General features: G+C 72.9%; 25 protein-coding genes. 14 read left to right on the forward strand and 11 right to left on the reverse strand.

Annotation, left to right across the window (positions count from 1 at the left end):
• The first annotated feature begins 79 nt into the window (after nucleotides 1–79).
• Together ACN27D_RS20235 and ACN27D_RS20240 are read left to right on the forward strand one after the other, a co-directional pair.
• A complete protein-coding gene (locus ACN27D_RS20235; RefSeq protein ID WP_421499720.1) occupies nucleotides 80–1,240 on the forward strand; it encodes a geranylgeranyl reductase family protein in 1,161 nt (386 codons plus the stop codon).
• A 31-nt stretch (nucleotides 1,241–1,271) separates the two neighbouring features.
• Nucleotides 1,272–2,042 (forward strand): isoprenyl transferase, encoded by a 771-nt coding sequence (locus ACN27D_RS20240; RefSeq protein ID WP_120571629.1) that lies wholly within the window; start codon nucleotides 1,272–1,274, stop codon nucleotides 2,040–2,042.
• Between the two features lie 145 nt (nucleotides 2,043–2,187).
• Here ACN27D_RS20240 and otsB read toward each other — a convergent pair whose 3' ends face one another.
• From otsB to ACN27D_RS20255, 3 genes are all read right to left on the reverse strand, one after another.
• The gene (gene otsB / locus ACN27D_RS20245; protein WP_120571628.1) at nucleotides 2,188–3,012 is read right to left on the reverse strand and encodes a trehalose-phosphatase; all 825 of its coding nucleotides are present in this window, start codon (nucleotides 3,010–3,012) and stop codon (nucleotides 2,188–2,190) included.
• A gap of 69 nt (nucleotides 3,013–3,081) precedes the next feature.
• On the reverse strand, nucleotides 3,082–3,435 hold the full coding sequence (locus ACN27D_RS20250; RefSeq protein WP_013284062.1) for a hypothetical protein: 354 nt from the start codon (nucleotides 3,433–3,435) through the stop codon (nucleotides 3,082–3,084).
• Nucleotides 3,436–3,598: 163 nt separating this feature from the next.
• Nucleotides 3,599–4,039 (reverse strand): helix-turn-helix domain-containing protein, encoded by a 441-nt coding sequence (locus tag ACN27D_RS20255; RefSeq protein ID WP_318332388.1) that lies wholly within the window; start codon nucleotides 4,037–4,039, stop codon nucleotides 3,599–3,601.
• A 264-nt stretch (nucleotides 4,040–4,303) separates the two neighbouring features.
• Between ACN27D_RS20255 and ACN27D_RS20260 the strand changes: the two genes are divergently transcribed.
• The 6 genes from ACN27D_RS20260 (at nucleotide 4,304) to ACN27D_RS20285 (ending at nucleotide 9,548) form a co-directional block, all read left to right on the forward strand.
• Nucleotides 4,304–4,645, forward strand: coding sequence for a hypothetical protein (locus tag ACN27D_RS20260; protein WP_064447658.1), 342 nt, complete (start codon nucleotides 4,304–4,306; stop codon nucleotides 4,643–4,645).
• Complete coding sequence (locus ACN27D_RS20265) at nucleotides 4,642–5,067, forward strand: hypothetical protein (protein WP_120571626.1); 426 nt, start codon at nucleotides 4,642–4,644, stop codon at nucleotides 5,065–5,067. The genes ACN27D_RS20260 and ACN27D_RS20265 overlap by 4 nt, the downstream gene beginning before the upstream one ends.
• A gap of 317 nt (nucleotides 5,068–5,384) precedes the next feature.
• The gene (locus ACN27D_RS20270; protein ID WP_120571625.1) at nucleotides 5,385–6,791 is read left to right on the forward strand and encodes a PhoH family protein; all 1,407 of its coding nucleotides are present in this window, start codon (nucleotides 5,385–5,387) and stop codon (nucleotides 6,789–6,791) included.
• A 232-nt stretch (nucleotides 6,792–7,023) separates the two neighbouring features.
• Nucleotides 7,024–7,716 (forward strand): transglycosylase SLT domain-containing protein, encoded by a 693-nt coding sequence (locus ACN27D_RS20275; RefSeq protein ID WP_199733226.1) that lies wholly within the window; start codon nucleotides 7,024–7,026, stop codon nucleotides 7,714–7,716.
• Nucleotides 7,717–7,819: 103 nt separating this feature from the next.
• Nucleotides 7,820–8,473: a rhomboid family intramembrane serine protease gene (locus tag ACN27D_RS20280; RefSeq protein ID WP_121685217.1), complete on the forward strand. Its 654-nt coding sequence runs from the start codon at nucleotides 7,820–7,822 to the stop codon at nucleotides 8,471–8,473.
• 106 nt (nucleotides 8,474–8,579) lie between these two features.
• Nucleotides 8,580–9,548: an NAD(P)/FAD-dependent oxidoreductase gene (locus ACN27D_RS20285; RefSeq protein ID WP_120571622.1), complete on the forward strand. Its 969-nt coding sequence runs from the start codon at nucleotides 8,580–8,582 to the stop codon at nucleotides 9,546–9,548.
• 12 nt (nucleotides 9,549–9,560) lie between these two features.
• Here the strand turns inward: ACN27D_RS20285 and ACN27D_RS20290 are convergent, their stop codons facing one another.
• Nucleotides 9,561–10,247, reverse strand: coding sequence for a TetR/AcrR family transcriptional regulator (locus ACN27D_RS20290; RefSeq protein ID WP_334460100.1), 687 nt, complete (start codon nucleotides 10,245–10,247; stop codon nucleotides 9,561–9,563).
• 139 nt (nucleotides 10,248–10,386) lie between these two features.
• Here ACN27D_RS20290 and ACN27D_RS20295 point away from each other — a divergent pair, with 139 nt between their 5' ends.
• Complete coding sequence (locus ACN27D_RS20295; protein ID WP_364807020.1) at nucleotides 10,387–11,325, forward strand: NAD-dependent epimerase/dehydratase family protein; 939 nt, start codon at nucleotides 10,387–10,389, stop codon at nucleotides 11,323–11,325.
• On the opposite strand, the gene ACN27D_RS20300 is transcribed toward ACN27D_RS20295, so the two are convergent.
• Together ACN27D_RS20300 and glpX are read right to left on the reverse strand one after the other, a co-directional pair.
• On the reverse strand, nucleotides 11,322–12,206 hold the full coding sequence (locus tag ACN27D_RS20300) for a DMT family transporter (protein WP_421501178.1): 885 nt from the start codon (nucleotides 12,204–12,206) through the stop codon (nucleotides 11,322–11,324). The two genes, ACN27D_RS20295 and ACN27D_RS20300, sit on opposite strands and share 4 nt — an antisense overlap.
• Nucleotides 12,207–12,298: 92 nt before the next feature.
• The gene (gene glpX, locus ACN27D_RS20305; protein ID WP_120573972.1) at nucleotides 12,299–13,330 is read right to left on the reverse strand and encodes a class II fructose-bisphosphatase; all 1,032 of its coding nucleotides are present in this window, start codon (nucleotides 13,328–13,330) and stop codon (nucleotides 12,299–12,301) included.
• Nucleotides 13,331–13,477: 147 nt separating this feature from the next.
• On the opposite strand from glpX, the gene ACN27D_RS20310 reads away from it, so the two are divergent.
• Complete coding sequence (locus ACN27D_RS20310) at nucleotides 13,478–14,167, forward strand: DUF4245 domain-containing protein (RefSeq protein WP_199733182.1); 690 nt, start codon at nucleotides 13,478–13,480, stop codon at nucleotides 14,165–14,167.
• A 92-nt stretch (nucleotides 14,168–14,259) separates the two neighbouring features.
• Nucleotides 14,260–15,099 (forward strand): hypothetical protein, encoded by an 840-nt coding sequence (locus ACN27D_RS20315; protein WP_120571617.1) that lies wholly within the window; start codon nucleotides 14,260–14,262, stop codon nucleotides 15,097–15,099.
• A gap of 40 nt (nucleotides 15,100–15,139) precedes the next feature.
• Here the strand turns inward: ACN27D_RS20315 and ACN27D_RS20320 are convergent, their stop codons facing one another.
• Both ACN27D_RS20320 and xseA read right to left on the reverse strand, forming a co-directional pair.
• Complete coding sequence (locus tag ACN27D_RS20320) at nucleotides 15,140–15,352, reverse strand: exodeoxyribonuclease VII small subunit (RefSeq protein WP_120571616.1); 213 nt, start codon at nucleotides 15,350–15,352, stop codon at nucleotides 15,140–15,142.
• Between the two features lie 13 nt (nucleotides 15,353–15,365).
• Complete coding sequence (gene xseA, locus ACN27D_RS20325) at nucleotides 15,366–16,604, reverse strand: exodeoxyribonuclease VII large subunit (protein ID WP_421499721.1); 1,239 nt, start codon at nucleotides 16,602–16,604, stop codon at nucleotides 15,366–15,368.
• A gap of 87 nt (nucleotides 16,605–16,691) precedes the next feature.
• Here xseA and ACN27D_RS20330 point away from each other — a divergent pair, with 87 nt between their 5' ends.
• Together ACN27D_RS20330 and ACN27D_RS20335 are read left to right on the forward strand one after the other, a co-directional pair.
• Nucleotides 16,692–17,681 (forward strand): 4-hydroxy-3-methylbut-2-enyl diphosphate reductase, encoded by a 990-nt coding sequence (locus ACN27D_RS20330; protein WP_199733183.1) that lies wholly within the window; start codon nucleotides 16,692–16,694, stop codon nucleotides 17,679–17,681.
• 38 nt (nucleotides 17,682–17,719) lie between these two features.
• A complete protein-coding gene (locus tag ACN27D_RS20335) occupies nucleotides 17,720–18,130 on the forward strand; it encodes a hypothetical protein (RefSeq protein ID WP_120571613.1) in 411 nt (136 codons plus the stop codon).
• A gap of 61 nt (nucleotides 18,131–18,191) precedes the next feature.
• Here the strand turns inward: ACN27D_RS20335 and ACN27D_RS20340 are convergent, their stop codons facing one another.
• Together ACN27D_RS20340 and ACN27D_RS20345 are read right to left on the reverse strand one after the other, a co-directional pair.
• Nucleotides 18,192–21,482: a S8 family serine peptidase gene (locus tag ACN27D_RS20340; protein ID WP_421499722.1), complete on the reverse strand. Its 3,291-nt coding sequence runs from the start codon at nucleotides 21,480–21,482 to the stop codon at nucleotides 18,192–18,194.
• Nucleotides 21,483–21,631: 149 nt separating this feature from the next.
• Nucleotides 21,632–22,810, reverse strand: coding sequence for a DNA recombination protein RmuC (locus tag ACN27D_RS20345; RefSeq protein WP_269702167.1), 1,179 nt, complete (start codon nucleotides 22,808–22,810; stop codon nucleotides 21,632–21,634).
• A 54-nt stretch (nucleotides 22,811–22,864) separates the two neighbouring features.
• Between ACN27D_RS20345 and ACN27D_RS20350 the strand changes: the two genes are divergently transcribed.
• Nucleotides 22,865–23,656 carry a hypothetical protein gene (locus ACN27D_RS20350; RefSeq protein WP_421499723.1) on the forward strand — a complete coding sequence of 264 codons (792 nt, stop codon included), beginning with the start codon at nucleotides 22,865–22,867 and terminating at the stop codon, nucleotides 23,654–23,656.
• A 49-nt stretch (nucleotides 23,657–23,705) separates the two neighbouring features.
• Here ACN27D_RS20350 and ppc read toward each other — a convergent pair whose 3' ends face one another.
• The gene (ppc, locus tag ACN27D_RS20355) at nucleotides 23,706–26,492 is read right to left on the reverse strand and encodes a phosphoenolpyruvate carboxylase (RefSeq protein WP_252453101.1); all 2,787 of its coding nucleotides are present in this window, start codon (nucleotides 26,490–26,492) and stop codon (nucleotides 23,706–23,708) included.
• Nucleotides 26,493–26,537 lie beyond the last annotated feature (45 nt).

A 26,537-nucleotide genomic window follows, 5' to 3' on the forward strand; every position in this document is an offset into this window, starting at 1 on the left:
CGGCGATTTCGATCTCCGTTGATGCCGTCAACCTCATGATCGACGCCCGTGGCGGGGCGCGGCGGGGCAGGATGAGGGGGTGTGGGACGTCGTGGTGGTGGGAGCGGGGCCGGCCGGGGCCGCCGCGGCGCTCGGTGCGCGGCGTGCCGGCGCGGCACGGGTGCTGCTGCTCGACCGGTCCGACTTCCCCCGCGACAAGGCGTGCGGGGACGGCATCGCCGCGCACGCGCTGGACGTCCTCGCCGAACTGGGCGTGACCGGGGCGGTCGACGGCTATCCGCCGCTGCCCGCACTGCGCCTGGTCGGCCCCGGCGGCGGCACCGTCGCGAGGACGCTGCCCCGGCCCGCGTACACGGTGCCCCGCCAGGTGTTCGACGCACGCCTGGTCGCGGCGGCGGTTGCCGCCGGCGCGGAGTTGCGGCGGCACACGGTACGCCGGGTGGAGATGGCCGCCGACCGGGTGCTGCTCGACGGAGAGCTGTCCGCGCGGGCGGTGGTCGGCGCGGACGGCGCCGGATCGGTGGTACGGCGCGCGCTCGGCCACCCGGTCAACCCGGACCGGCATCTGGCCCTCGCCATCCGGGGCTACGCGCCCGCGCCGGCCGGGCCACCCGAACAACTCATCGTCACCTCGGCGGCGCGCTGGCCCGCGTACGCCTGGGCCTTCCCGATCGGCGACGGACGCGCGAACGTCGGGTACGGGGAGGTGCTGCGCGGCGAACCGCTGACCCGCGCGCACCTTCTGGACCGGATGGCCGCGCTGCTACCGGACGTCGACCCGGCGACGGTGACCGACCTGCGGGCGCACCACCTGCCGCTGTCCACCCACCGCCCGGCGCCCGGCCGGGGCAGGGTGCTGCTGGCCGGGGACGCGCTGTCGCTGATCAACCCGTTCACCGGCGAGGGCATCTTCTACGCGCTGCGCTCGGGCGCGCTGGCTGGCGCGGCGGCGGCCGGCTCCCCCGCCGAGGCCGCCCGGGCGTACGCCGCCGCGCTGCGCGCCCGGCTCGGCACCCACCTGCGGCACAGCTCGGTGGCCGCGTGGCTGGCCCGGCGGCGCCGGGTGGTCGACGCGGCGGTCGGCGCGGCCCGGCGCGACGAGCGCGTCTACCGCACGGTGGTGGAGCTGGGACTCGGCGACGGCCGCCTGGACGCGCGCACCCTGATGGCGATCGGGGCGGACCTGCCGCGACCGCGCCGGACCGTCTCACCCTCAGGTGATATGCCACCGAGACACTGATCTCTCCCGCGGGTCGCTACCCTGCAAGGTGATGACTCTGCGGAAACTCCTCTACTCCGTGTACGAGCGCCGGCTGACGGCGAAGCTCGCGGGCAAGCCCGTACCCGCACACGTCGGCGTGATGTGCGACGGCAACCGCAGATGGGCCCGGGAAATGGGCTTCGTCGACCCGAACGACGGCCACCGGATGGGCGCCGAACGGATCAAGGAGCTGCTCCGCTGGTGCGACGCGGCCGGCGTCGGGCACGTCACACTCTGGCTGCTCTCCACCGACAACCTCTCCCGCCCGGCCGCCGAGCTGGACCCGCTGCTCCAGATCATCGAGGACCTCACGACCGAGCTGGCCGAGGAGGGCAACCCCTGGCGGCTGCGGATGGTCGGCGCGCTCGACGTGCTGCCGGCGCAGCACGCCGCCGCGCTCAAGGCCGCCGAGGAACGCACCCGTGACCGCGACGGCGGGGCTCAGGTCAACATCGCGGTCGGGTACGGCGGGCGGCGCGAGATCGCCGACGCGGTCCGCTCGCTGCTGCTGGAGCACGCGGCCAACGGCGGCACGATCGAGGAGCTGGCCACCTCGCTCGACGTCGACCACATCTCCGAGCACCTCTACACGAAGGGGCTGCCGGACCCGGATCTGATCATCCGGACCAGTGGTGAGCAGCGGCTCTCCGGCTTCATGCTCTGGCAGAGCGCGCACTCGGAGTTCTACTTCTGCGAGCTGAACTGGCCCGACTTCCGCAAGGTCGACTTCCTGCGCGCCCTGCGCTCCTACGCCACCCGCCAGCGCCGCTTCGGCACCTGATCCCCCGCCCCCGGCCCCGCCTCGCCCCGCCCCGGCGATCTTGCACTTTCGGCCCCGGGGGCGCGGCTTATGCCCTTTTTGCCGGGGCGGCAAGTGCAAGATCGCGGAGAGACCGGGCCCCGGGCCGGGGCCGGGGCCGGGGGCGTCAGCGGAGGTGGGGGAGGGCGGCGGTGAGGAAGTCGGCCAGGGCTGCCGGGGAGTCCAGGGTCAGGTCGGCGGCGTCGGCGACCTCGTGACCGGTCTCCGGGTTGGCGACCGCGACGCAGACACCGAGGAAGTCGGGATCGGAGGCGGCGCGGGCGCGCAGCGCGGCGAACGCCTTGATGTCGGAGACGTCGTCGCCGAAGTACCAGGCGCCACCGGCGTCCCGGACCGTCTCGCCGATCACCATGCCCTTGTCCCGGTCGACCGGGGGCTTGAGTTCCAGCACCATCCGGCCCGGCTGGGCGCGCAGGCCCAGCCGCTCGGCCTGGGCGCGGCCCCACTCCTGCACCAGGTCGCCGAGCTGCGGGGCGGTACGCCAGTGCAGCGCGACGGAGAGCCGCTTGTACTCGACGAGCGCGCCGGGCGGCAGTTCCGCGCGGGCCTGCTCGGCCAGCTCGGACATGGTGGGCACCCAGGGCAGGGCGGCCGGCTCGGTGACCGTCTCGCCGCCGGAGTGGCTGTGCTCCAGGCCGTAGAGCCCGTACAGGTCGATGCCGGCGAGGCCGCCGAGGTGGTCGCGGAGGAAGTCCACCGGGCGGGCGGAGACGATGGCGATCCGGCGGACGTGCGGGGCTAGCGCCTCCAGCGCGCTGAGCACGTTGGGCGCGGGCCGTACGGCCGTGGGATCGTCGTCGACGGGCGCCAGGGTGCCGTCGAAGTCGAAGAAGAGGACGACGTCACCCGCGCGGTCGGCGGTCGCACGCCAGGCGTGCTCCGCGTTCAACGGGGTCTTCGGCTGCTGGTTGCCCAGATTCAACGGCGGCACGCGCGTCAGCGTACCCCGCGCCGGGCGGCGTATTCGTGGCCGAGATGTGACGTCGGAACGACGTGGGGATCAGCGTTCGGCGGCTCCTCGTCCCCGGCGACCGAACGGCACCACGGCCGCCTCCTGCCCGTGGCTGAGCAGGTAGCCCTCCACGAAGCCGGTGTTGCGGTCGCCGGTGTGCGCCTCGATCTCGTTGAGCCGCGCCACCAGGAACTCGGTGAGCGCGCTGACCCGGTCGTTGAGCCGATCGTGCAGCTCGGCGACGACGGCGAGGATCACCGCGGTGCCGGCCGTGGTGAGCGCGAAGAGGTTGACGACCAGGGGAAGCTGCCCGCCGTCCAGTACGCCGACCACCACGTTGCCGGTCACGCACGATGTCAGCGACACCACCGCGACCACGACTGCCAACCATTTCAGGGTCATGGACAGACCCCTCCTTCTGTCCCGCAGGGCTGGGTTCGGCTGTGTCCCGTCCCCCCGCCGATGACGAGCCCCTAGCAGTACAAACGTGGACGCTAGCGGGTCCGTTCCGTCCCCGCGGCGAAACGATCGGGTCCGACCTTCCGTTCTTTCGCCATCTGAGGAACTAGCCCGCCTGTTTACCCCTATTTCGGACACCGCCCGGCAGAGTCGGGCGATATGCGAGGTAACGAATGGTTTCCCGAATGTGGAACTTCTCCGCGTCGGACACGTTCGGGTCGACCAGCCGGCGCAGCAGCGCCTCCACGTCCGGGTCCATCGGGGGCGGGGCCGGCGCGGTACGCGGCCCGGTGGTCCGATCCCAGCCCAGAGCGGTGAACGCGGCGGCCGGATCGAGCCCCAGCCCTTCGCAGAAGGCGACCACCCGCTCCGCCTCCGGGTCGCTGGCCCAGTCGCCGCGAACCCATCGGTTGATGGTCTGGCGGGAGACGCCGGTGCGCCGGGAGACCTCGGTGCCGCTCCAGGCCCGCAGCGCGCGGGCGTCGTCGAGCGCGCGCCGGACGAAGGTGGCGAACGCGATCTTCCGTGCGTTGGTCGTCTCGGTCACCCCGTGACGGTACGGCCAGTCGGTCCCGAGAGGGCGGCTCGGCACGCTGCTGTCACGCCGACGTGACGGCGATCGGGGATTTCCGGTAAACGATTCAGTGCTGCTCCTGAGGGGTGTCACCCGGGCAGAATAGATGGACACCAGTACGGCGGCAAAGGCCTGAAAAGCTGATACTGTCACGCTCATGAGACAACTTACGGTGTGTCACGTGCTTGAGACGACGAGTGCTCACATGCGTCACTCCGCGGGTGCCGAGGGGGTCTCGTGACCGAGCTCGCGACCCGCGCCCAGGCCTTCGGGCTGATCGCGGACGGAGTGTCAGCCGGGCTGAGCGCCCCCTGGCGTCTCTATCTCGCCCGCGGGTGCCGGTACCTCTCACTCAGCGTCGGCGACCGGGGGGAGTGGGACGCCTGGCGGACCCACCTCGGCTGCCCCGAGCTGAGCGTGCGGGTCTACGACTCCGGCGGCGAGATCCGCCGCGCGTCGGTGGCCGAGGTGATCCTCGACGGCTGCCGGATCAGCGTCGAGCTGGTGGAGGAGGTCAGCACCGACGACCTGGAGCGGCTGCTGGTGGTCGATCCACTGCCCGGGACGGACGAGCGATGACCCCCTTTCTCGCCGTGGTGCTCGTTCTCGTGCTCGGGTCCACCTGCTACGCGGCCGGCCGCCTGCACGGCCAGCTCAGCTACCGCATCGGTTACCGGTTCGGCTACCGCCAGGGCTACTTCGACGGGGACCGGGGCGCCTGGAACCGCCGTCGGCGCGACGCCCAGGCGGCGATCGCCTCGGCGCTGTCCGGTCCCGGCCCGACCGTGGTGACCTCGGCCGGGCGCTCGGCCGTGCCGTTCGCCGGCACCTCCGTACCCGCGGCGGTCGCCGCCCGGCCCGGCTCGGCCCCGGCCGTCCGCGTCACCGCCACCGGCCGGCTCGGCGCCGTCGGCCGGGTGGGCACCACGTACACCGGATCGTCGTTCGGCGCGGCCGGCGCCGGGCCGCGGGCCGGCACGCTGGTGCGCCGCCAGGGCTGAGGCCCGCGCCGCGTCGCGGCGCCGCAGTGGACGACCGGCCGGGGTGCGCGCAGGGGGCATGCATCCCGGCCGGTTCCGGTCCGCCCGTCACCCGAACAGGTGTACGTCCCGCGAAGACCACGCGATGATCCACGCGCACCTCTAGCCCAGCGGCCCCGCGGCGATTAGCGTCTAGGCATGGCGCGGGGTTTTCCCGGGCCAGCCGGACAGCCCGGACCTGCGTCCTCGCGCACGGGGCCCGCATCCGACCCCGTGTCCTCCGGGCACCGGAAGAGGCGGAACTCGGGTGGCCGGGTGCCCATCCGCGGAGCAGGCCTGTGACCACTCGCCGTACCCCCGCCGGAGCCGAGCAGACCCCGGCCTCGACCGCCCCGACCCGCCGGACCACCCGCAGCCGCCGCGCCGCCGCCGCGGAGGCCGAGGAGCCCCGACCAGCCGGCCCGGCCTTCGTCCTGGACACCTCGGTCCTGCTGTCCGACCCGGCGGCGTTCCACCGCTTCGCCGAGCACGAGGTGGTGCTGCCGCTGGTGGTGATCTCCGAGCTGGAGGGCAAGCGGCACCACCCGGAGCTGGGCTGGTTCGCCCGCCAGTCGCTGCGCATGCTGGACGAGTTGCGCGTGCGGCACGGCCGGCTGGACCGTCCGGTGCCCGCCAACGACCAGGGCGGCACGCTGCGGGTGGAGCTGAACCACACCGACGACGGGGTGCTGCCGCCCGGCTTCCGCAACGAGTCGAACGACGCGCGCATCCTGTCCGTGGCGCTCAACCTGGCCGCCGAGGGGCGTGAGGTCACGCTCGTCAGCAAGGACATGCCGCTGCGGGTGAAGGCGGCCTCGGTGGGCCTGCGCGCCGACGAGTACCGGCACGGCCAGGCGAGCGACCCGACCTGGACCGGGATGGCCGAGCTGGACCTGGCCGAGGAGGAGATCGGCCGGCTGTACGCGGGCGAGACGCTCGACGTCGACGCCGCGGCGGGGATGCCCTGCCACACCGGCCTGGTGCTGCACTCGGGGCGGGGCTCGGCGCTGGGCCGGGTGCTCCCGGACAAGACGATCCGGCTGGTCCGGGGCGACCGGGAGGCGTTCGGCGTGCACGGGCGCTCGGCGGAGCAGCGGGTCGCGCTCGACCTGCTGCTGGACGAGTCCATCGGCATCGTGTCGCTGGGCGGGCGGGCCGGCACCGGCAAGTCCGCGCTGGCGCTCTGCGCCGGCTTGGAGGCGGTGATGGAGCGGCGCCGGCACAAGAAGGTGATCGTGTTCCGTCCCCTGTACGCGGTCGGCGGCCAGGAACTCGGCTACCTTCCCGGGTCGGAGTCGGAGAAGATGTCGCCCTGGGCGCAGGCCGTCTTCGACACGCTCGGCTCGGTGGTGCACGAGAACGTGCTGGAGGAGGTCACGTCGCGCGGGCTGCTGGAGGTGCTGCCGCTGACCCACATCCGCGGCCGCAGCCTGCACGACGCGTTCGTCATCGTGGACGAGGCGCAGTCGCTGGAGCGGGGCGTACTGCTCACCGTGTTGTCGCGCATCGGCCAGGGGTCGCGGGTGGTGCTCACCCACGACGTGGCCCAGCGGGACAATCTGCGGGTCGGCCGGCACGACGGGGTGACGGCGGTGATCGAGGCGTTGAAGGGGCATCCCCTCTTCGCGCACGTCACGCTCAGCCGATCGGAGCGATCTCCGATCGCCGCCATGGTCACCGATCTGCTGGAGGACATCCCCGGCTGACCGCGGCTTTCGCCCTACTTTGTCCGCATTTTTAGGGTGACGCAGATCACTTTTAGGCCTGGTCATTTCCCACCGGCCTCACTGTGCGCAATGGTGTCCATCGAGCGTCACCTACCACTCGGGGGCCGGACACGGCCCGGAGTCACACCGGTACCGGTGCGCTCACGGCACCGGCGTGACCCGACAGGGCCATGCGCGTGCCGTGTCCCTGCCCCCGACGAAGGGAAACTTCGTGAGTCGGCTCTGGAGCCGGTTCGGCGCCCGTACGGCCGCTGTCGCGCTGCTCTCCGTGGGCGTCGCCGGCGGCTTCTATCTGGGTGAGGATCGACAGACCCAGCAGCAGGGCCTGACCGCGCAGGTCGGCCTGGAGGTCGACCAGGCGGAGCACGCGTACCAGCGCGACCGGCTGTCCGACCACCGCGTGGACTCGTCCCGCCAGCGTGCCGCCGAGTACCAGGCAAAGCTGCGTGCCGCCGCGGCGGCGAAGGAGGCCGCCGAGCGGGCCAAGAAGGCCGAGGCGGCCGCCGCCACCCGCAAGAAGGAGCGGGCCGCGGCGGAGGAGGCGGAGAAGGAGGCGAAGATCAAGCCGTACGACGGCCCGATCCCGTCCTCCTGCGCGGAGTACAGCGGCAACCGGAAGATCGGTTGCGCCATCATGCTCGACAAGGGCTTCGGCATCGACCAGTTCCCGTGCCTGGACAAGCTCTGGACCAAGGAGAGCGGCTGGAACCCGAAGGCCTCCAACAGCTCGTCCGGGGCGTACGGGATCCCGCAGGCGGTGCCGGGCAGCAAGATGGCCTCGGTCGCCGACGACTGGAAGACCAACCCGGCGACCCAGATCACCTGGGGTCTCGGCTACATCAAGGGCCGGTACGACACCCCCTGCGGCGCCTGGCAGAAGTCGCAGAGTTCGGGCTGGTACTGACATCACCACGACGGCGGGACACGCGGGCAGACCCGGGTGTCCCGCCGTCGTCGTACCGCCGCCCGACTGGCGGCCGACCGCTTTTGCTGATAGCTCTTGGTAGGTGACCTGGTACGGCCCTAGCGGCGACCCCCACCGGTTCGGCACCGACGCGTTCTACGCGGCGCTCGGCCGGGCCTTCGTCGCGATGTGCGCGGTCGTGCCGGTGCTGTTCCTCATCGAGGCGCTCGACGTCGGCCTGCGACTCGGCCTCGACTACACCGCCGGCATCATCCCGCAGCGGCTCCAGGGCCTGGACGGCGTCTTCTTCTCGCCGTTCCTGCACGCCGGCTGGAACCACCTCTACAGCAACAGCATCCCGCTGATTCTGCTCGGCACGTTCGTGCTCGCCGCGGGCACCCGCCGGTTCCTCTGGTCCACCGCCGTCATCATCCTGGTCAGCGGCCTGGGTGTCTGGTTCACCGGCTCGCCCGACTCGGTGGTGGTCGGCGCCAGCGGCGTGATCTTCGGCTACCTCGGCATCCTGCTCACCCGCGGCGTGGTGGAGCGGAGCTGGTGGAACTTCGCCGTCGGCCTGCTGGTCGGGTTGCTCTACGGCTGGCAACTGCTCGGCATCCTCCCGACCGACGAGCGCATCTCCTGGCAGGGCCACCTGTTCGGGCTGCTCGGCGGCGTGGTCGCGGCGATCCTGTTCCGCCGCCGCAACGACACCGGCGAGTCCGACCGCCTCGGCTCACCGAGGATGACGCTGCCCTGACGGCGCGTTGATCGAACCGCGGGACGTGCTTGCCCACGGCCACCCGCCCGCCTACCGTCTCCGCATCAGCACGGGTTGACCCCGAAGCGGAAAGTGACGGTGCGCCATGCGCGAGGTCGATGTCGCCGTGATCGGGGCCGGTCCCGCCGGGCTCTTCGCCGCCTACTACGCCGGTTTCCGTGGACTCTCCGTGTCGGTGATCGACGCACTGCCCGAGCCGGGCGGTCAGGTCACCGCCATGTACCCGGAGAAGCTGATCCTCGACGTCGCCGGCTTCCCCGCGATCAAGGGCCGCGAGCTGGTCACGAACCTGGTCGCCCAGGCCGCGCCGTTCCACCCCGACTACCGGCTCGGCGTACGCGCGGAGAAGCTGTCCTACCTCGACGGCCGGCCGGTGCTCGGTCTCGCCGGCGGTGAGCAGCTCAGCTGCGGCGCGGTGCTGGTCACCGGCGGGCTCGGCAGCTTCACGCCCCGGCCGCTGCCGGTCGCGGAGAGCTTCACCGGCGGCGGGATCGTCTACTTCGTGCCGCAGCCGACCGAGCTGACCGACCGGCACGTGCTCATCGTCGGCGGCGGCGACTCGGCGTTCGACTGGGCGGCCACGCTCGCCCCGCTGGCCCGGTCGGTGACGCTGGTGCACCGGCGGGACCGCTTCCGGGCGCACGCGGCCACCATCGAGCGCGTGCGTGCGCTGCCGGTGCGGATCGTGGTCAACGCCGAGGTGAGCCGCCTGTACGGCGAGGAGGCGGTCACCGGCGCCGAGCTGACCGTACGCGGCGGCGAGGTGGAGACGCTGCCGGTGGACACCGTCGTGGCCGCGCTGGGCTTCACCGCCGACCTCGGCCCGCTCGCCGAGTGGGGGCTGAACCTCGACCGGCGGCACATCGTGGTGGACAGCGCCATGGCCACCAACCTGCCCCGGGTGTTCGCGGCCGGGGACATCACCGAGTACCCGGGCAAGGTCCGCCTGATCGCCACCGGCTTCGGCGAGGCCGCCACCGCCGTGAACAACGCGGCTGTCGTCATCGACCCGACCGCGCACCTGTTCCCCGGTCACTCCTCCGACGGCACCTGACGCCGATCGGCGTCAGGGCAGGCCGACCAGGTCCGCCATCAGGCCGATCTGGTGGTCGAAGTACTCGTCGCGGTGCGGCAGCGCCCGGTTGATCCGGCCGAACAGCTCGAAGCTGATCAGCCCGAACAACTGGGTCCAGCCGGCCATGCCGCGCGCCAGCAGTGCGGGCGGCACGTCCATGCCGAGCAGCCCGACCAGTTCGGCCACGTCGCCGCGCAGCGGCTCGGGCAGCTCCTCGTCGGGCGGGGTGAGCCGGCCGGAGGCCAGTCCGTCGCGCAGGATGCCGACCAGGGTCACCGGAGGGCGCTGGGCCGGTGCGACGGTGTCGTCCGGGGCCGCGTACCCGGGCACCGGGCTGCCGTACAGCAGCGCGTACTCGGCGGGGTGGGCCAGCGCCCACGCGCGGGCGGCCCGGCAGGCGGCGAGCCAGCGTCCGCGCAGGTCGGCCTGGTCGGCGGCGGCATCGGCCGCCTCCACCGCGTCGCCGAGCGCGTCGTACGCCTCCAGGATCAGCGCGGTGAGCAGGTCGTCGCGGCTGGGGAAGTAGCGGTAGATCGCCGAGGAGACCATGCCGAGGTCGCGGGCGACAGCGCGCAGGGAGAGGTTCGCGCCGTCGGTGTCCAGGTGGCGGCGGGCGACCGTCTTGATCTCTTCGATCATCCCGGCGCGGACCCGGGCGCGGAGCGAGGGAGCGACCATGCCCTCACTCTGCCACGGATGAGAGCAGCAATCAAAATAGAGAGCACTGCTCTTGACGTGATCCGCCCGCATGGGTCATGCTCTTTGCGAGAGCGGTGCTCTCGATTCGGATTACTGCTTCAGTGAAGGTGGACCTGTCATGGCACTGCACGTGATCGTCGGCGCCGGCCCCGTCGGCACCGCCACCGCCCGCCTCCTCGCCGAACGCGGCGAGCGGGTCCGGGTGGTCACCCGGCGCGGCACCGGCCCCGAGCACCCGGCGATCGAGCGGGTGGCCGCCGACGCCGCCGACGCGGACCGGCTCACCGCGCTCAGCGAGGGCGCTGACGCGCTCTACAACTGCGCCAACCCCGAGTACCACACCTGGCCGACGGACTGGCCGCCGCTCGCCGCCGCCCTGCTCACCGCCGCCGAGCGCAGCGGCGCCGTGCTCACCACGGTCGGCAACCTCTACGGGTACGGCCCGGTCGACGCGCCGATGACCGAGGCGACCCCGCTCGCCGCCACCGGCGTCAAGGGCCGGGTCCGCAACCGGATGTGGGCCGACGCCCTGGCCGCCCACCGCGCCGGCCGGGCCCGGATCACCGAGGTACGCGGCTCCGACTACATCGGCCTCGGCGGCAAGTCGCTGCCCATGATGGTGCTGCCCAAGGTGCTCGCCGGGCAGCGGGTGTTCCTGCCGGTCGCCTGGGACGCGCCGCACACGTGGACGTACGTGGGAGACGTCGCCCGTACCCTCGTCGCCGCCGCCACCGACCCGCGGGCCTGGGGACGGGCCTGGCACGTGCCGAGCGCGCCCCCGATGTCGATGCGGGCGCTCGCCGACCGGGCCGCGGAGCTGGCCGGGGCGCCGGCGCCCCGGCTGACCCGGATGCCCTACCCGGTGCTCTGGCTCGGCGGCCTGGCCGACCCGTTCGCCCGGGAGATGCGGGAGACCGCGCACCAGTTCGCCGGGCCGTTCGTGATGGACTCCACCGCCGCGAGCGAGACGTTCGGGATCGAGGGGACGCCGCTGGACCGGGTCGTCGACGAGATGGTCACCGGCCTGCGTGCCGCTGCGCCCGTCGCCGCCCGTTAGGGGCGGCGGGCCGGGCCGAAGGCGGCGACGAGCACGGCGACCATGGTCAGCGCCGCGCCGAGCAGCGTGTCCAGCCCGGGGTGTGAGGCGGCGGTCGGCAGCAGCAGGTCCAGCAGCACCGCGCCGACGATCTGCCCGGCGATCGTGGCCAGGCCGAGCAGCAGCACCCCGGTGAACCGGACGAGGGCGGCGGCCAGCGCGATGAACACGATGCCGAGCGGGCCGCCGAGATAGAGCCACGGCTCGTCCGGGAACGCGCCGGCCGGCCGGCCGCGTACCGCCAGGTCCACCGCGAACGTCACGAGCAGCGCCGCCGTGCCGACCGTGAAGTTCACGAGCGTGGCGGTCATGGCGCTGCCCGAGGCCGCCCGGACCCGCCCGTTGACCGCCTGCTGCCAGGCGATGCCCACCCCCGCCGCCAGCGGCAGCAGGGCCAGCGCCAGCGCCTGCGGGTCACCGAGCCGGTCGCCCACCGCCAGCAGGACGGCGAGCACTGTGAGCACCGCGCCGATCAGCCGGTTCGGGGTGACCGGCTGCCGGCCGGCCGGGCCGATGCCGGTCCGGTCGACGAGCAGGCTGCTGCCGGACTGCCCGGCCACCACCGCGACGGTGAAGACCGCCACGCCGAGCGCGCCGATGGTCAGCCCCTGCGTCGCCACCAGGAACGCGCCGCACACCCCGCCCAGGCACTGCCACGGGCGCAGCGTGCCGGTGCGCAACGCGCCGCGCAGGGCGACCAGTCCCCGCCGGCCACCGGGGGTGGCGGGGACCAGCACCAGCAGGATCAGCAGACCCACGCCGAACGAGACCACCGCGGCGGCGATCCCGTCGGCCAGGCGTACGCCCAGCTCGCCGTTGATCCGGGACTGGACGGCGACCATCACGCCCGAGGCGGTGGCCAACCCGACACCGGCGACACGTCGCCCGGTCGACAGCGTCGGCGGTGCCGGTGGTGCCGCCGTCCCGGCTCTGCTCACTCCTGCTCGGCCAGTGGGCGTCCGTCGAAGTCGACAGCCGAGTAGAGGGCAAGCTTCTCCAGGCGGTGGTACGAGTCGATCACCCGGATCGTGCCGCTCTTGGAGCGCATCACGATCGACTGCGTGTACGCCCCGCCGGAGCGGTAGCGCACGCCGCGCAGCAGGTCGCCGGAGGTGACGCCGGTGGCCACGAAGAAGCAGTTGTCGCCGGTCACCAGGTCGTCGGTGAACAGCACCCGGTCCAGGTCGTGCCCGGCGTCCAGCGCCTTGCGGCGTTCGTCGTCGTCCTTCGGCCAGAGCTTGGCCTGCATCATGCCGCCCATGCACTTGAGCGCGCAGGCGGCGGTGATGCCCTCCGGGGTGCCACCGATGCCCATCAGCACGTCCACGTCCGACTCGCCGCGCGCCGCCGCGATGGCACCCGCGATGTCGCCGTCGGAGATGAACCGGATCCCGGCGCCGGTACGCCGGATCTGCTTGACCAGGTCGTCGTGGCGCGACCGGTCCAGCACGCACACGGTCACCTCGGCGGCGTCGGTGCCCTTGACCTTGGCGATCCGGTTGATGTTCTCGGCCACCCCGGCGTTGATGTCCACCACGTCGGCGTACATCGGGCCGACCGCCAGCTTCTCCATGTAGAAGACCGCGCTCGGGTCGAACATCGCCCCGCGCTCGGCCACCGCGAGCACCGCCAGCGCGTTCGGCATGCCCTTGCTCATCAGCGTGGTGCCGTCGATCGGGTCGACCGCCACGTCCACCTCGGGGCCGGTCCCGTCGCCGACCTCCTCGCCGTTGAACAGCATCGGGGCGTTGTCCTTCTCGCCCTCGCCGATCACCACGACGCCGCGCATCGGAATCGAGTTGATCAGCTTTCGCATGGCGTCGACTGCTGCGCCGTCGCCGCCTTCCTTGTCGCCCCGGCCGACCCAGCGGCCGGCGGCCATCGCCGCGGCCTCGGTGACCCGGACCAGATCGAGGGCGAGGTTGCGGTCGAGATCCTGGGGCGTCCGCGTACTGGTGGTTGTCATGGCGGCCTCCTCGCGACGTTGCGGGGTGGGACCGGCGGTCACCGCCGCCGGTTTTGTCGCTGATCCTCACACGATCTCAGGTTCGCCGTCCCGGCGGGGCGGAGGAGGCCAGGATCACGTCACCCGGTGGGCTGCGACAATGGCCGGGTGGAAGCCGCACAGCCTGCCGACCGCACACCGACCGACGCCACCCCGCCGGAGGGACAGCCGCCGGTCCGACCCGACGGCGGCCCGGCCCCGTCCGAGGGTCAGCCCGCGCTCGTCGCGGACCGGGGCGAGCCGGCCGCCGTGGCGGACACCCCCGCGCCGCCCGCCGGCAAGGAGAAGGGCCGGTCCGAGCGGTCGCCGAAGGACATGGCGCTGTCCCTGCTGATCCTGCTGGTCCCGATCGCGCTGCTGCTCGCCTTCTACCGGGGCTTCCTCGGCGGCGACTCGCCGGTGACCGTCGACCCGGCGCCCGCGCTGGAGCAGGCCCGCTCCGCGAACGCCTTCCCGGTCGCCGAGCCGACCGGGCTGGGCGACGACTGGCGTACGGTCAACGCCCGCTTCCGGACCGAGGCGGACGGCTCGACGCTGCGGATCGGGTACGTGACCCCGGAGGGCCGGGGCGCGCAGCTCGTGGAGAGCAACGTCCCGGCGGAGAAGCTGCTGCCGGCCGAGCTGACCGAGGGGCAGCCGCAGGGGGCGGCCGACCTGCCCGGCGGGCTGAGCTGGCAGCGCTACACCGCACGCGGCAACGAGCACGCGCTCGTCCTGCTGGAGCCGAACCGCACGGTGATCGTGGTGGGTGACGCGGGCGAGACGGAGCTGCGCAAGCTCGCCACGTCGCTGCGCTGACGTCCTCCCTCCGGGTGAGGCGGGATTGCGGAACCCCGCTTCCGGGAACAGAAGGGACATCGAGCCCGGACGACCCACCTGGAGAGGTTGACGTGAAGATACGACGCTTCAGCGCCACCGCGTTCGCCGCGGCGCTGCTCATTCCCGGCCTGGCGGCCTGCAACGGCAACGGGACGACGTCCGACGCCTCCGCGACCCCGAGCGCGTCCGGCAGCGTCGCACCGAGCGCCACGGCGTCCAGCAGCGCGGCCAAGCAGGCTCTGCTCGACTCCACGAACGCGATCCGCGAGGGGAACTTCAAGTTCTCCATGACCGGCGCGGGTTCCACCGCCGAAGGGCAGGTGCACGAGCCGAGCCAGAGCGCCGACATGCGGATGACCATCGGCGACCCGTCGTCGGACCTGATGATGAAGCTGGACCTGATCCACGCCAAGCCGGACAGCTGGGTCAAGCTGGAACTCGGCGGCACGGCGGCCTCGCAGATCCCCGGCGTGAAGAACCTCAACACCGGCAAGTACCACCACCTCGACCAGAACCGGATCAAGGGCAACCGGGCGCTGGGCTTCGACTTCGAGAAGCTCGACCCGGCCGGCAGCGCCGTGCTCACCCAGGGCATCACCGAGGTACGGCAGACCGGCGAGGGTGCGTACGAGGGCACCGTCGACGTGTCGAAGGCCGCCGAGGCGGGCTCGCTCGACCCGGCCGTGATCACCGCGCTCGGTGCGCAGGCCCAGTCGGTGCCGTTCACCGCCAAGGTCGACACGCAGGGCCGGCTCAGCGAGATGGTGCTCAAGATCCCGGCCGCCGGCCAGAGCGCCGCGCAGGACCTGAAGATCACCTACACCGACTACGGCAACGCGGCGCCGGCCCAGAAGCCCTCGGCCGACCAGGTCGTCGAGGCCCCCGCCGAGCTGTACAACCTGTTCAACTGACGTCCTCGGTGGGGTTCGGCGCTCGCGCCGAACCCCACCGTCAGTCCTCGGCGCGCTGGCGGGCGGCGTCGATGCGGGCGCGGGCGCCGTCCAGCCAGCGCTGGCACACCCCGGCGAGCTGCTCGCCGCGCTCCCAGAGGGCCAGCGACTCCTCCAGCGAGGTGCCGCCCGCCTCCAGCTTCTCCACCACCGAGGCCAGCTCGGCGCGGGCCTGCTCGTAGCTGAGCTGTTCGTCCTGCTTCGTCCCGGTCATCGTCTCTCTTCCCTCAGCCGTCGACGGTGGCGGTCAGCTCGCCCTCGGCGAGGCGTACCCGCAGTGGATCGCCCTTGGCCGCCTCGGAGGCCGCGCGGACGACGTGGCCGTCGGCGCGCTGCACGATCGCGTAGCCGCGCTCCAGCGTGGCCGCCGGGGACAGCGCGCGCAGCCGGGCCAGCGTGTGCCGCAGGTCGTCGGTCGCGCCCCGCAGCCGGTGCTCCAGGGACCGGCCGGCGCGGTCGCGCAGCGCGGACACGTCCACGGCCCGCTGCTCGACCATCACCTGCGGCCGGGCCAGCACCGGACGGGACCGCAGCAGGTCGATCCGGTGCTGCTCCCGGTCGACCAGGTGACGCACGGCCCGTTCGAGCCGGGACCGGGCCTGGCCGATCAGCCGGACCTCCTCGGTCAGGTCCGGCACGATGCGCTTCGCCGCGTCGGTCGGGGTGGAGGCGCGGACGTCGGCCACGTAGTCGAGCAGCGGCGCGTCCGTCTCGTGGCCGATCGCGCTGACCACGGGCGTGCGGCAGGCGAACACCGCCCGGCACAGCGCCTCGTCGGAGAAGGGCAGCAGATCCTCGATGCCCCCGCCGCCGCGGGCGATGACGATCACGTCGACGGCCGGGTCGGCGTCGAGCACCTTCAGCGCGCCGACGATGTCCGGCACCGCGCTCGGCCCCTGCACCGCCACGTTGATCGTGCGGAAGTCGACAGCGGGCCAGCGGCGGCGGGCGTTGGTCAGCACGTCCCGCTCGGCCGCCGAGGCGCGGCCGGTGATCAGGCCGACCCGGCCCGGCAGGAACGGCAGCCGCCGCTTGCGGGACCGGTCGAACAGGCCCTCGGCGGCGAGCAGCTTCTTGAGCTTCTCCAGCCGGGCCAGCAGCTCACCGAGACCGACCTGACGGATCTCGTCGGCCCGCAGGCTCAGCGTGCCCCGCGCGGCGTAGAACTCGGGCTTGGCGTGCAGCACCACCCGGGCGCCCTCACGCAGCTCCGGCGCGCCCGCGTCCAGCACGTCGCGGTTGGTGGTGACGGTGAGGCTGAGGTCGGCCGACGGGTCGCGCAGCGTGAGGAAGACGGTGCTCGCGCCGGGCCGGCGGCTGATCTGCGCCACCTGGCCGTCGACCCAGACCCAGCCCAGGCGGGCGATCCAGGCGCCGACCTTCTGGCTGACCACCCGGACCGGCCACGGCTCCTCGGCCGTGCTCCGCCCGTCCGGTGCCCCCCGCCCGTCCTCTCCCGCGCTCACCCGCCCACCCTACGGCCCGGGACCGACAGCGCCCGCGTGCGCCTCGCGGCCGCTGCCGCGCGGGAGAGCGGCACGTACGATGGGCGGGTGACTGACGCTGAGACGACTCCCCGGACCGGCAAGCGCGTGCTCCTGGCCAACCCCCGCGGCTACTGCGCGGGCGTGGACCGGGCGGTGCAGACCGTCGAGGAGGCGCTGAAGCTCTACGGCGCGCCGATCTACGTGCGCAAGCAGATCGTGCACAACAAGCACGTGGTGCGCACGCTGGAGGCCCAGGGCGCGATCTTCGTGGAGGAGAACGAGGAGGTGCCGGAGGGCGCCACCGTGATCTTCTCCGCCCACGGCGTGGCCCCCGAGGTCTACGAGCAGGCCAAGCAGCGCTCACTGCGGGCGATCGACGCGACCTGCCCATTGGTCACGAAGGTGCACCACGAGGCCCGCCGGTTCGCCGCGCAGGACTACGACATCCTGCTCATCGGCCACGAGGGGCACGAGGAGGTCATCGGCACCGCCGGTGAGGCGCCCGCCCACATCCAGCTCGTCGACGGCCCGGACGGCGTCGACAAGGTCACCGTGCGCGACCCGGAGAAGGTGGTCTGGCTGTCCCAGACCACGCTGTCGGTGGACGAGACGCTGGAGACCGTGGCCCGGCTCAAGAAGCGGCTGCCGCTGCTCCAGTCGCCGCCCAGCGACGACATCTGCTACGCGACCTCCAACCGCCAGCACGTGGTCAAGGAGATCGCCCCCGAGTGCGACGTGGTGATCGTGGTCGGCTCGCGCAACTCCTCGAACTCGGTCCGGCTGGTCGAGGTGGCGCTCGACGCCGGGGCCCGCGCCGGCTACCTGGTCGACTTCGCGCACGAGATCGAGGACGCCTGGCTGACCGGCGCCCGGACCGTGGGTGTGACCTCCGGCGCGAGCGTGCCGGACGAACTGGTCCAGCAGGTGCTCACGCACCTGGCCGAGCGCGGCTTCGGGGACGTCGAGGAGATCACCACCGCCGACGAGCGGCTGACGTTCTCGCTGCCGCAGGAGCTCAAGCGCGACATGAAGGCCGCCGCCGCGGCCCGCGGCTGACCGGGAACGGATCGGCCGCCCGCCGCGTCCAACCGAGCATGAAGACTCCTCGTACGGTGCTCGTCGCACTGCTCGCCGGTCTCGCGTTGACCGCCTGCGCCGCACCCGGCGACGGGTCCACCGATCCCAGCCCCAGCCCGAGTACGACGGGAGCCGCCCCCGTGACCAGCCAGCCCGACCCCGGCACCGGCCCGAGCCGTCCGAACCCCTCCTGGAAGGGCGGCCCGTCGACCCCGCCGGGTGTCGGCGGCACCGTAATCAGCGGCACCGTGCAGGCCGGCGTCGAGCCGAACTGCCTGCTGCTCGACGGCCACCTGCTCGTCGGCGGCCCGCGCGACGTGCTCAAGGCCGGTGCCCGGGTCGAGGTCACCGGCCGCCCCGAACCGGGCATGATGACCACCTGCCAGCAGGGCACCCCGTTCGTGGTCGAGTCCGCCCGCCCCGCCTGACGACGACACGAAGGAGCCCCGCCCCCTGCGAGAGGGGACGGGGCTCCGTCGTGTCAGCGGATCAGTTGACCGCGAGGACCTCGACCGAACCACGGCCGACGACCGCGCCCTCGGTGGTGGTCACGGCCAGGTCGCCGTACAGCTCCCGGCCGGCGGCCGGGGTGGACAGGGCGGTCACCGCACCGGTGAGGGTGGCGGTGGCGCCGTTGGCCAGCGACAGCGGCGTGGACGGCGCGGAGAGCGTGCCCAGTTCCGGGGAGGCGAACGAGTCCCGGTAGTCGTACGCGGTGCTCGGGTCGCTCATCGAGTAACCGTCGACCACGACCCGGTAGGTGCCGGGCGTCGGGTTGGTCAGCGTGACCGCCTCCTCCGAGTCACCGTCGGCCGACTGGCCCACCTGGGTGGTGCCACGGAACACGGTCAGGTCCAGGTCGGCGCTCAGGTCGGACGGGTTGCCGATCCGGGCGGTGAACGAGGTGGCGCCCGCGGGCACCTCCACCACGTACTCCTGGCTGGCGCCCTCGGTGATGCTCGGCCGCTCGGTCCGGACGCTGGCCAGCGGGCCGCCGACGCCGGTCACCTGGACCGGGCCGAACGTGTTGGTCAGGCTCCAGCTCACCGGGGCCGGGGTGCCCGCGGTGACCGACGGGAGCTGGACCACGGCCGGCTCCACCTTGACGCCCTGCACGCGGGCCTGGAGCCGGAACGGGTTGTCCAGCGCCGGCGAGGTGCGACGCGCCTCCACCTCGATCTCCCACACACCCGGCAGCGGGTTCTGGTAGTCCCGCTCCTGCGGCTTGCAGACCGCGGCGTCGGAGAAGTTGGTGTAGCAGGCGGTGCTGGCGGTGCTCTCGACCGGCACGCCGTACGGGTTGATGGCGATGAACCGGGTCTGCGAGCCGGTGGCGATGCCGGACAGGTTGACCTGGAGCGCGCCCGCACCCGGCGGCACCGTCACGAAGTACGACCGGAAGCCGTTGCGCTCGACCGAGCCGTCGGCCGAGAACGAGTACGCCGGAGCGGCGACCGGGTTCGAGGCGATCACGACGGTGGCGACCTCGAAGTCGACAACGGAGGTGGCCGGGTCGTCGACGGTCATGATGGCGCCGTGCGCGCCGGCCGTCATCGGCTTGGCCTTCACCTTGACCGTGACGGTCTTGTTCAGCGGCAGCCACACCACCTTGGGGGCGCTGTAGGTGCCGTCGTTGCCGCGGAAGGCGACCTCGTGCTTGATGCCCTTGTTCGGGCCGCTGGTACGGGTCAGCTTCACCTCGTAGTGGCGGCTCTCCTTGACCTTCTGGCCACCACGGTCGGCGGCGCAGCGGTTGTAGAGGCCGGTCCCGACGTTCGGGTTCGGCACGAACTTGCCGGAGGCCCGGTCGTAGCGGGTCAGGTTCGGCGACAGCTCGGTGCAGACCGGCGCCTCGGAGGTGTAGGTGCGGGTCTGCACGCCCTTGGCGAGCAGGCTCCACGCGCCCGGCACGTTGAACATGCCGTAGCCCTGCGCGTACGTCGGGACGCCGGTGATCGGCTGGCCCGAGGTGTAGACGGCCCGGCGCAGCGCGGCCGGGGTGACGCCCTTGCCGGTCGCCTTGGCGGCCGACAGCAGCAGCGCGGCGGCGCCGGTGGCCTGCGGGGCGGCCATCGAGGTGCCGTTGAGCATCTGGTAGCCCGGGGGCAGCGGGTAGCCCGCCTCCGGCACCGGGTTGCCCGGCTGCCAGGTCGGCGCGGTGGAGATGGCCGAGCCGGGGGCGGTGATGTTCGGCTTGAAGCCGCCGTCCTCACGCGGGCCGCGCGAGGAGAAGTTGAACAGCGCGTTGTCCTTGCGGACCACCGAGCCGTAGTTGGCCAGCCAGGTGTCCTTGCTGATGCTCGCCGCGACGCTCACCACGTCGGTGGCGACCGACGGGTCGCCGACCGTGTTCACGCCCGGACCGGAGTTGCCGGCCGAGATGAACAGCTGCACGCCGTACGTGTTGATCAGGTCGTTGTAGAGGACCGCGCGGGCGTTCGAGCCGTCGTTGAGCGCGGGCAGGCCGCCGATCGACATGTTCACCACGTCGACCTTGCGGTTGATCACCAGGTCGGCCATGCCGGTGGTGAGCGCCGCCGCGGTGCAGCCGCCGCCCCACGAGCAGGCGCGGGCGGAGACCAGCTTGGCACCGGGGGCGGCGCCGTCGAAGGCGCTGTTGCCCAGCATGTCGTTGGCGGCGGTGATGCCGGCGACATGGGTGCCGTGGGTGCTCTCGATGATGCCGATGTTGACGTAGTCGACCAGGCCGGGGCCGCCGACCGGGGCGGTGTTCACGTTGCGCCGGTACTCGACCACGAACGGGATCTGCTCGCGTACGGCGGTGGCCGGGTCGTCCGTGCCGAAGTGACCGACCTGGAACTTCTCCTTGTACGGCCGCATCACCTCGTCGTCGGTGAAGTCGTTGTTCTGGTTCGCGTCGACGCGCACGTCACCGGTGGTGGGGTTGTAGAGCACGCCCCAGAAGTCGGTGGTGTCGCCGTCGCGGTTGACGTCACCCCGTGCGTCGCTGTTCGCGGTGATGTTCTCGCGGAAGACGTTGAACCGGTAGTTGCCGGCCGGCGCCGTCCAGGTGCCCAGCGAGGTGGTGAACGACGGGCCGCTGACCTCGGTCAGCATCGGCCGCCAGGAGGCGTCCTCCAGCGGGTCGGTGGCGGTGACCCAGTCGACGATCTTGCGTTCGCCGGTGGTGGTCGTCTGGAGCGCCGGCTGGTCGAGGTCCACACCGGAGTCCATGATGCCGATGGTGACGCCGCGGCCGTCCCACTGCGGGTTCGCGGCCTTGAAGGCCTCCGCGCCGGTCTCGTTGGTCGGCATGTACGGGTTCACCGCGCCGGTGTCACCGCCCGGCCCGGCCAGAGCCTGAGCCTGGGTGGCGGTCTTCGCGCCCTTCGGTGCCGCCTCGGGCGCCGGGTCGGGGAGCTTGATGGTCTCGTCCAGGTCGACGGCGGCGACACCGGGCAGCGTGGCGGCCTTGAGCGCCTTCGCGGTGGGGACCTTCGCCAGCACGTAGCCGATCTGGTCGTACCGCTGGCTGACGGTGGCGCCGAGGCCGGTCAGGCCGTCGACGACCTTCTTGGCCGAGCCCTTCTTCGCCGCGATGATCATCGTGACGGTCGGCGCGTTCTTCGCCTCGGCCTCGTCGAGCAGCTTGGCGTCGTGTGCGCCCAGTGCCTTCGCGGCGGTCGGCTGCGAGGGTTGGGTGGCGGGGGCGGCGCTCGCGGTACCGGCGCCACCTCCCACGGTCAGGGCACCGGCCGCGAGGACCGAGGCCAGAAGCGCGGCGGACGGACGCCGGCTGCGCGTGCGGGGTTTACTCAACGTTCTCTTCCTCCAGAGAACAGGGCCCTCGAAGGGGCAGGGCACGTGTGACGGTGATCCTGCGTGTCACGACGGCAGGTGTCACTACCCGGCCTGGGTTTGTGATCAGTCCGTGACAAGAATCGGTCTACGTCATCACGTGCGGCGTGTTAGGCGTCGACGTCCGTCGACCTCTCGGCCGATGTGGACGGCGCGCCCAGCAGCTCCGGCGCCTGCGGCTGCCTCGGCGCCAGCTCGACCTGCGCCGGCGCGGCCAGCTCGTCGTCGGAGACACCCAGCTCGGCCAGCTTGCGGGCGCTCACGAGCACCCGCGCCTCCAGCGAGCCCACCGCCCGGTTGTAGGCCGTGACCGCCCCGCTCAGCGAGCTGCCGAGCTTGCCGACGTGGTCGCCCAGTGTGGACAGCCGCCCGTACAGCTCGCGGGCCAGCGAGTGGACGGTGGCCGCGTTGCGCGCCAGCGCCTCCTGCCGCCACGAGTAGGCGACGGTACGCAGCAGCGCCACCAGCGTGGCCGGCGTGGCGAGCACCACGTTGCGGGCGAACGCGTGCTCCAGCAGGGACGGGTCGCGTTGCAGCGCCACGTCGAGGAACGGATCCGCCGGCACGAACAGCACCACGAACTCGGGGGTCTGGTCGAACGCCGACCAGTAGGACTTGGCGGCCAGGCCGTCCACGTGCGCACGCAGGTGCCGGGCGTGCGCGTCCAGGTGGGTGTCGCGCCCGCGCTCGTCGCGCGCCTCCATGGCGGTCAGGTACGCGTCGAACGGCGCCTTCGCGTCCACCACCACCGTCCGGCCGCCGTGCAGGCGTACCACCAGGTCGGGGCGTACCCCCTGGTGGTCGGTCGCGGCGGTGACCTGCTCGCTGAAGTCGCAGTGCTCCAGCATGCCGGCGGCCTCGACGATCCGGCGGAGCTGGTGCTCGCCCCAGCGGCCCCGCACCTGCGGCGCGCGCAGCGCGGCGACCAGCTGCTTGGTCTCGGTGCGCAGCTCGCCGGAGACGGCGCTCATCGACCGCACCTGCTCGCGCAGCTCGGCGTACGCGTCGACCCGGTCCCGCTCCAGCTCCGCCACCCGCTGCTCGTAGCGGCGCAGCGTGTCGTGCAGCGGCGCGACCGCGCGGGCGACCGCCTCCTGGGACTGCGCGGTGGCCTCGTAGCTGAGCGCCCGCATGGACTGCTCCAGCCGGCCCTCACCCGCCCGGGTGGCGGCCAGTGTCGCCTCCAGGCGGGCGATGTCCGCCGCGGCGCGCGCCCGGGCGGCCAGCCAGCCCACCGCGCCGCCCGCGGCGAGACAGAGCACCACCACGGCCAGCGTCGCAAAGCTCATGGCCAAGAGCTTGCCAAACGGGTACGACGAGCGCCCGGTGGGTACGTTCGAGTCATGGAGTTCGCGTTGTGGCTGGTCCTGATCCTGCTGCTCGGAGGTGCGTTCGTGTTCTGGCGGAGGGGGAGCAGATCGCGTCGGTCCAACGAGCTGGCCGACGCCCGCGCCGAGGCACAGCGGTGGTACGAGCGGCTCGGCGGCCAGCTGATGAACCTGCACGGCGACGCCCCGGCGGTCCGGCAGGCGCTCGCCGACGCCGGTGAGCGGTACAACGCGGCCGGTTCGCAGCTGGAGCAGGCGACCACGCCGCGCCAGTTCGGGCTGGCCCGGGAGACCGCGCTGGAGGGGCTGGCGTACATCCGGGCGGCGCGGACCGCGATGGGCATCGACCCGGGTCCGGAGCTGCCGCCGCTCGCCGCCGCCCAGGGCGCGGGCGCGCTCACCAAGGAGCGCCAGGTCGACGTGCAGGGGCAGACGTTCCGGGCGGGCCCGCAGCCGGGCAACGCCACGCCCTACTACTACCCGGGTGGGCGTTTCCAGGGGCGGCCGGTGCCGGCCGGCTGGTACTCCACGCCGTGGTGGAAGACCGCGCTCGGCGCGGGCGTCGGTGTGGTCGGTGGTCTCCTGATCGCCGACGCGCTGTTCTCGCCCGCGTTCGCCGACCCCGGGTACGACGCCGGCTACCAGGAGGGCTTCGGCGACGGCCAGGACTTCGGCGACCAGGGCGGCGACATGGGCGGAGACATGGGCGGCCAGGGCGACTACGCCGGTGGCGACTTCGGCGGCGGGGACTACGGCGGCTTCGGCGGCGGCGACTTCGGTGGTGACTTCGGCGGCGGCGACTGGTAGCCGGCCCCGGCGGGGCCCTCGCTCGCACGAGTGCCCCGCCCGGGGGAGATCAGCCGGTGTTGCGCATGCCGGCGGCGATGCCGTTGACGGTGGTCAGCAGCGCCCGCTCCAGCGCCGTACCGTCGTTCGGGGCACGCCGCCCACCCGGCGCGGTCACCACCGCCCGCCCGGCGGCGCCGGATTCGCGGTACTGCCGCAGCAACGCCACCTGCAGGTGGTGCAGCGGCTCCAGGTAGGTGTCCCGCACGGCGAGCGTGCGCTGGAGCACCGGCGAGTTGTCCAGCAGCGCCGGTGACGCGGTGACCGCCAGCACCTCCTGCTTGGTCAGCTCGTACTCCTGCTCGATCTTGTCGAAGATCGGGTGCAGCTTCTTCGGCACCAGCGTCTCCACGTACCGCCGGGCGATGGTCAGGTCGGTCTTGGTCAGCATCATCTCGACGTTCGACAGGAACGTGCGGAAGAAGTGCCAGTTCCGGTTCATCTCGGCGAGCACGTCGGCCAGCCCGGCCGCCCGCGCGGCAGCCAGCCCGGAGCCCACGCCGAACCAGCCCGGCACGATCTGCCGGGTCTGCGTCCAGCCGAACACCCAGGGGATGGCCCGCAGGCCCGACAGCCCGGCGCCGGTGTTCGGGCGCTTCGCCGGCCGGGAGCCGATGTTGAGCGCGCCGAGCAGCTCGGTCGGGGTGGAGGCCCAGAAGTACGCGGGCAGGTCCGGGTCCTCGACCAGCGACCGGTACGACCGGAACGCCGACTCCGAGACCACGTCCATCGCCGCGTCCCAGCGCTCCAGCATCTCGGCCGGCTGCCGGGGCGCGGTGTGCAGCAGCGTCGCCTGGAGCACCGCGGCCACCGTCAGTTCCAGGTTCTCCCGGGCCAGCGCCGGCAGCGTGTACTTGTCGGAGATGACCTCGCCCTGCTCGGTCACCTTGATCGCGCCGTCCAGCGTGCCGTACGGCTGGGCCAGGATCGCGTCGTGCGTGGGGCCGCCACCCCGGCCGACGGTGCCGCCCCGGCCGTGGAACAACCGCAGGTGCACGCCGTGCCGCGCGGCCACGTCCCGCAGCGCGCGCTGCGCCCGGTGGATCGACCACTGGCTGGTGGTGATGCCCGCCTCCTTGTTGGAGTCGGAGTAGCCGAGCATCACCTCCTGCACGTCGCCCCGGGCCGCGACGAGCGCCCGGTACGCGGGCAGCGACAGCAGCTCGTCCAGCAGCTCGCCACCGGCGTTCAGCTCGGCCGGGGTCTCCAGCAGCGGCACGATGCCGATGCGGGCGCGCCCCGAGTGCACGTCCACCAGGCCGGCCTCGCGGGCCAGCACCACGGCGGCCAGCACGTCGTCCACGCCGAGCGTCATCGAGATGATGTACGACTCGATGACCTCGGGGCCGAACCGGTCCTGCGCCTCGCGGATGGCCGCGAACACGTCGAACGTCTTGCGGGCCGACTCGGTGAGCGGGCTGTCCTGGGTGGAGAGCGGCCGTCGGCCGGTCAGCTCGTCGGCGAGCAGCTTGGTGCGTTCCAGCCGGGACAGCGCCGGGTAGTCGGAGACCTCACCGACCGCCTCGTAGAGCTGGGCCAGCACCTCGTGGTGCTTCTCCGCGTGCTCCCGGATGTCCATGGTGGCCAGGTGCAGGCCGAACGCGGACACCGTACGGATGGCCGAGGCGAGCCGGCCCACGGCGGTGAGCTGGCCGGAGTTGCGGGCCAGCGACGCGCGCAGCAGCTCCAGGTCGGCGATCAGCTCGGTCGAGCCCCGGTAGTCCCGCCCGGGCACGTGCGGGGTGCCGGTGCGCAGCCGCTCCCGGGTGTTGGCGAGCTTCGCCTTCACGCACCGCGCCTTGAGCCGGTACGGCTCCTCCGCGTTGACCCGGCGGAACCGGGGCGCCACCTCGGGCAGCGCGTCCAGGTCCTTGGCCAGGCTGGCGGACAGGTCGAGCGACACCGCGCGCAGCCGCCGGGAGACGCTGACCTCGGTGATCAGCTCGTCCATCGCCTTCTCGGTGGCGGCGATGCCGTGCTCGTGCTGGATGCGCAGCACCTCGCGGGTGACCACCGGCGTGACGAACGGGTTGCCGTCGCGGTCGCCGCCGATCCAGGTGCCGAAGCTCAGCGGGCGGGACGTCGGCGACGTCTCCACGCCGAGCGTGCGCAGCGTGTCGGCGAGGTCGTCGAGGACCTGCGGCGCGGCCTCGGCGTACAGGTCCCGCAGGTAGTAGATGGCGTTGCGCGCCTCGTCGGTCGGGTCCGGCCGGTCCAGCCGCAGCTCGTCGGTCTGCCACATGAGATCGAGCAGTTCGGCCAGGCGGCGGTTCGCCGGGCCCTCGTCGCTGGCGCCGTAGAGGATCGCGTTGGCGGTCTCGGTGTCCAGCTCGTCGGCCACCGCGCGCAGCTTGGACAGGATGGACCGGCGGGCCGCCTCGGTGGGGTGGGCGGTGAAGACCGGGCGTACGGCCAGCCGCCGGGCCGCGGCGGCGATCTCCTCGGCCGGTACGCCCCGTTCGGCGATCATCTTGGCCGCCTGGTCCAGCCAGCCGCCGTGGGTGGCGCGGCGGCGGCGCAGGTCCCGGGCGCGGTGCACCTGCTCGGTGATGTTCGCCAGGTGGAAGTAGGTGGAGAAGGCGCGGGCCAGCTTCGTGCCGGTGGTGACGTCGAGCCCGGCGAGGCGCTGGGCGGCGGCCGGCACGTCGGAGCGGACCTGGGCGCGGATCTCCTCGACCAGGTCGAGCAGCGGGCGGCCCTCCTGCCGGGCGAGGGTCTGCCCGAGCAGCGTGCCGAGGCGGCGGATGTCGGCCCGGAGAGCGGCGTCGGGGCCGTCGTGGTCGTGCTGGTCGGTCACGGTTGCGCTCCTTACGCGAGGACGAAGGACAGCGCTGTCCGACTC

The sequence above is a fragment of the Micromonospora sp. WMMD1274 genome (genome assembly GCF_049179035.1).
GTDB lineage: Bacteria > Actinomycetota > Actinomycetes > Mycobacteriales > Micromonosporaceae > Micromonospora > Micromonospora tulbaghiae.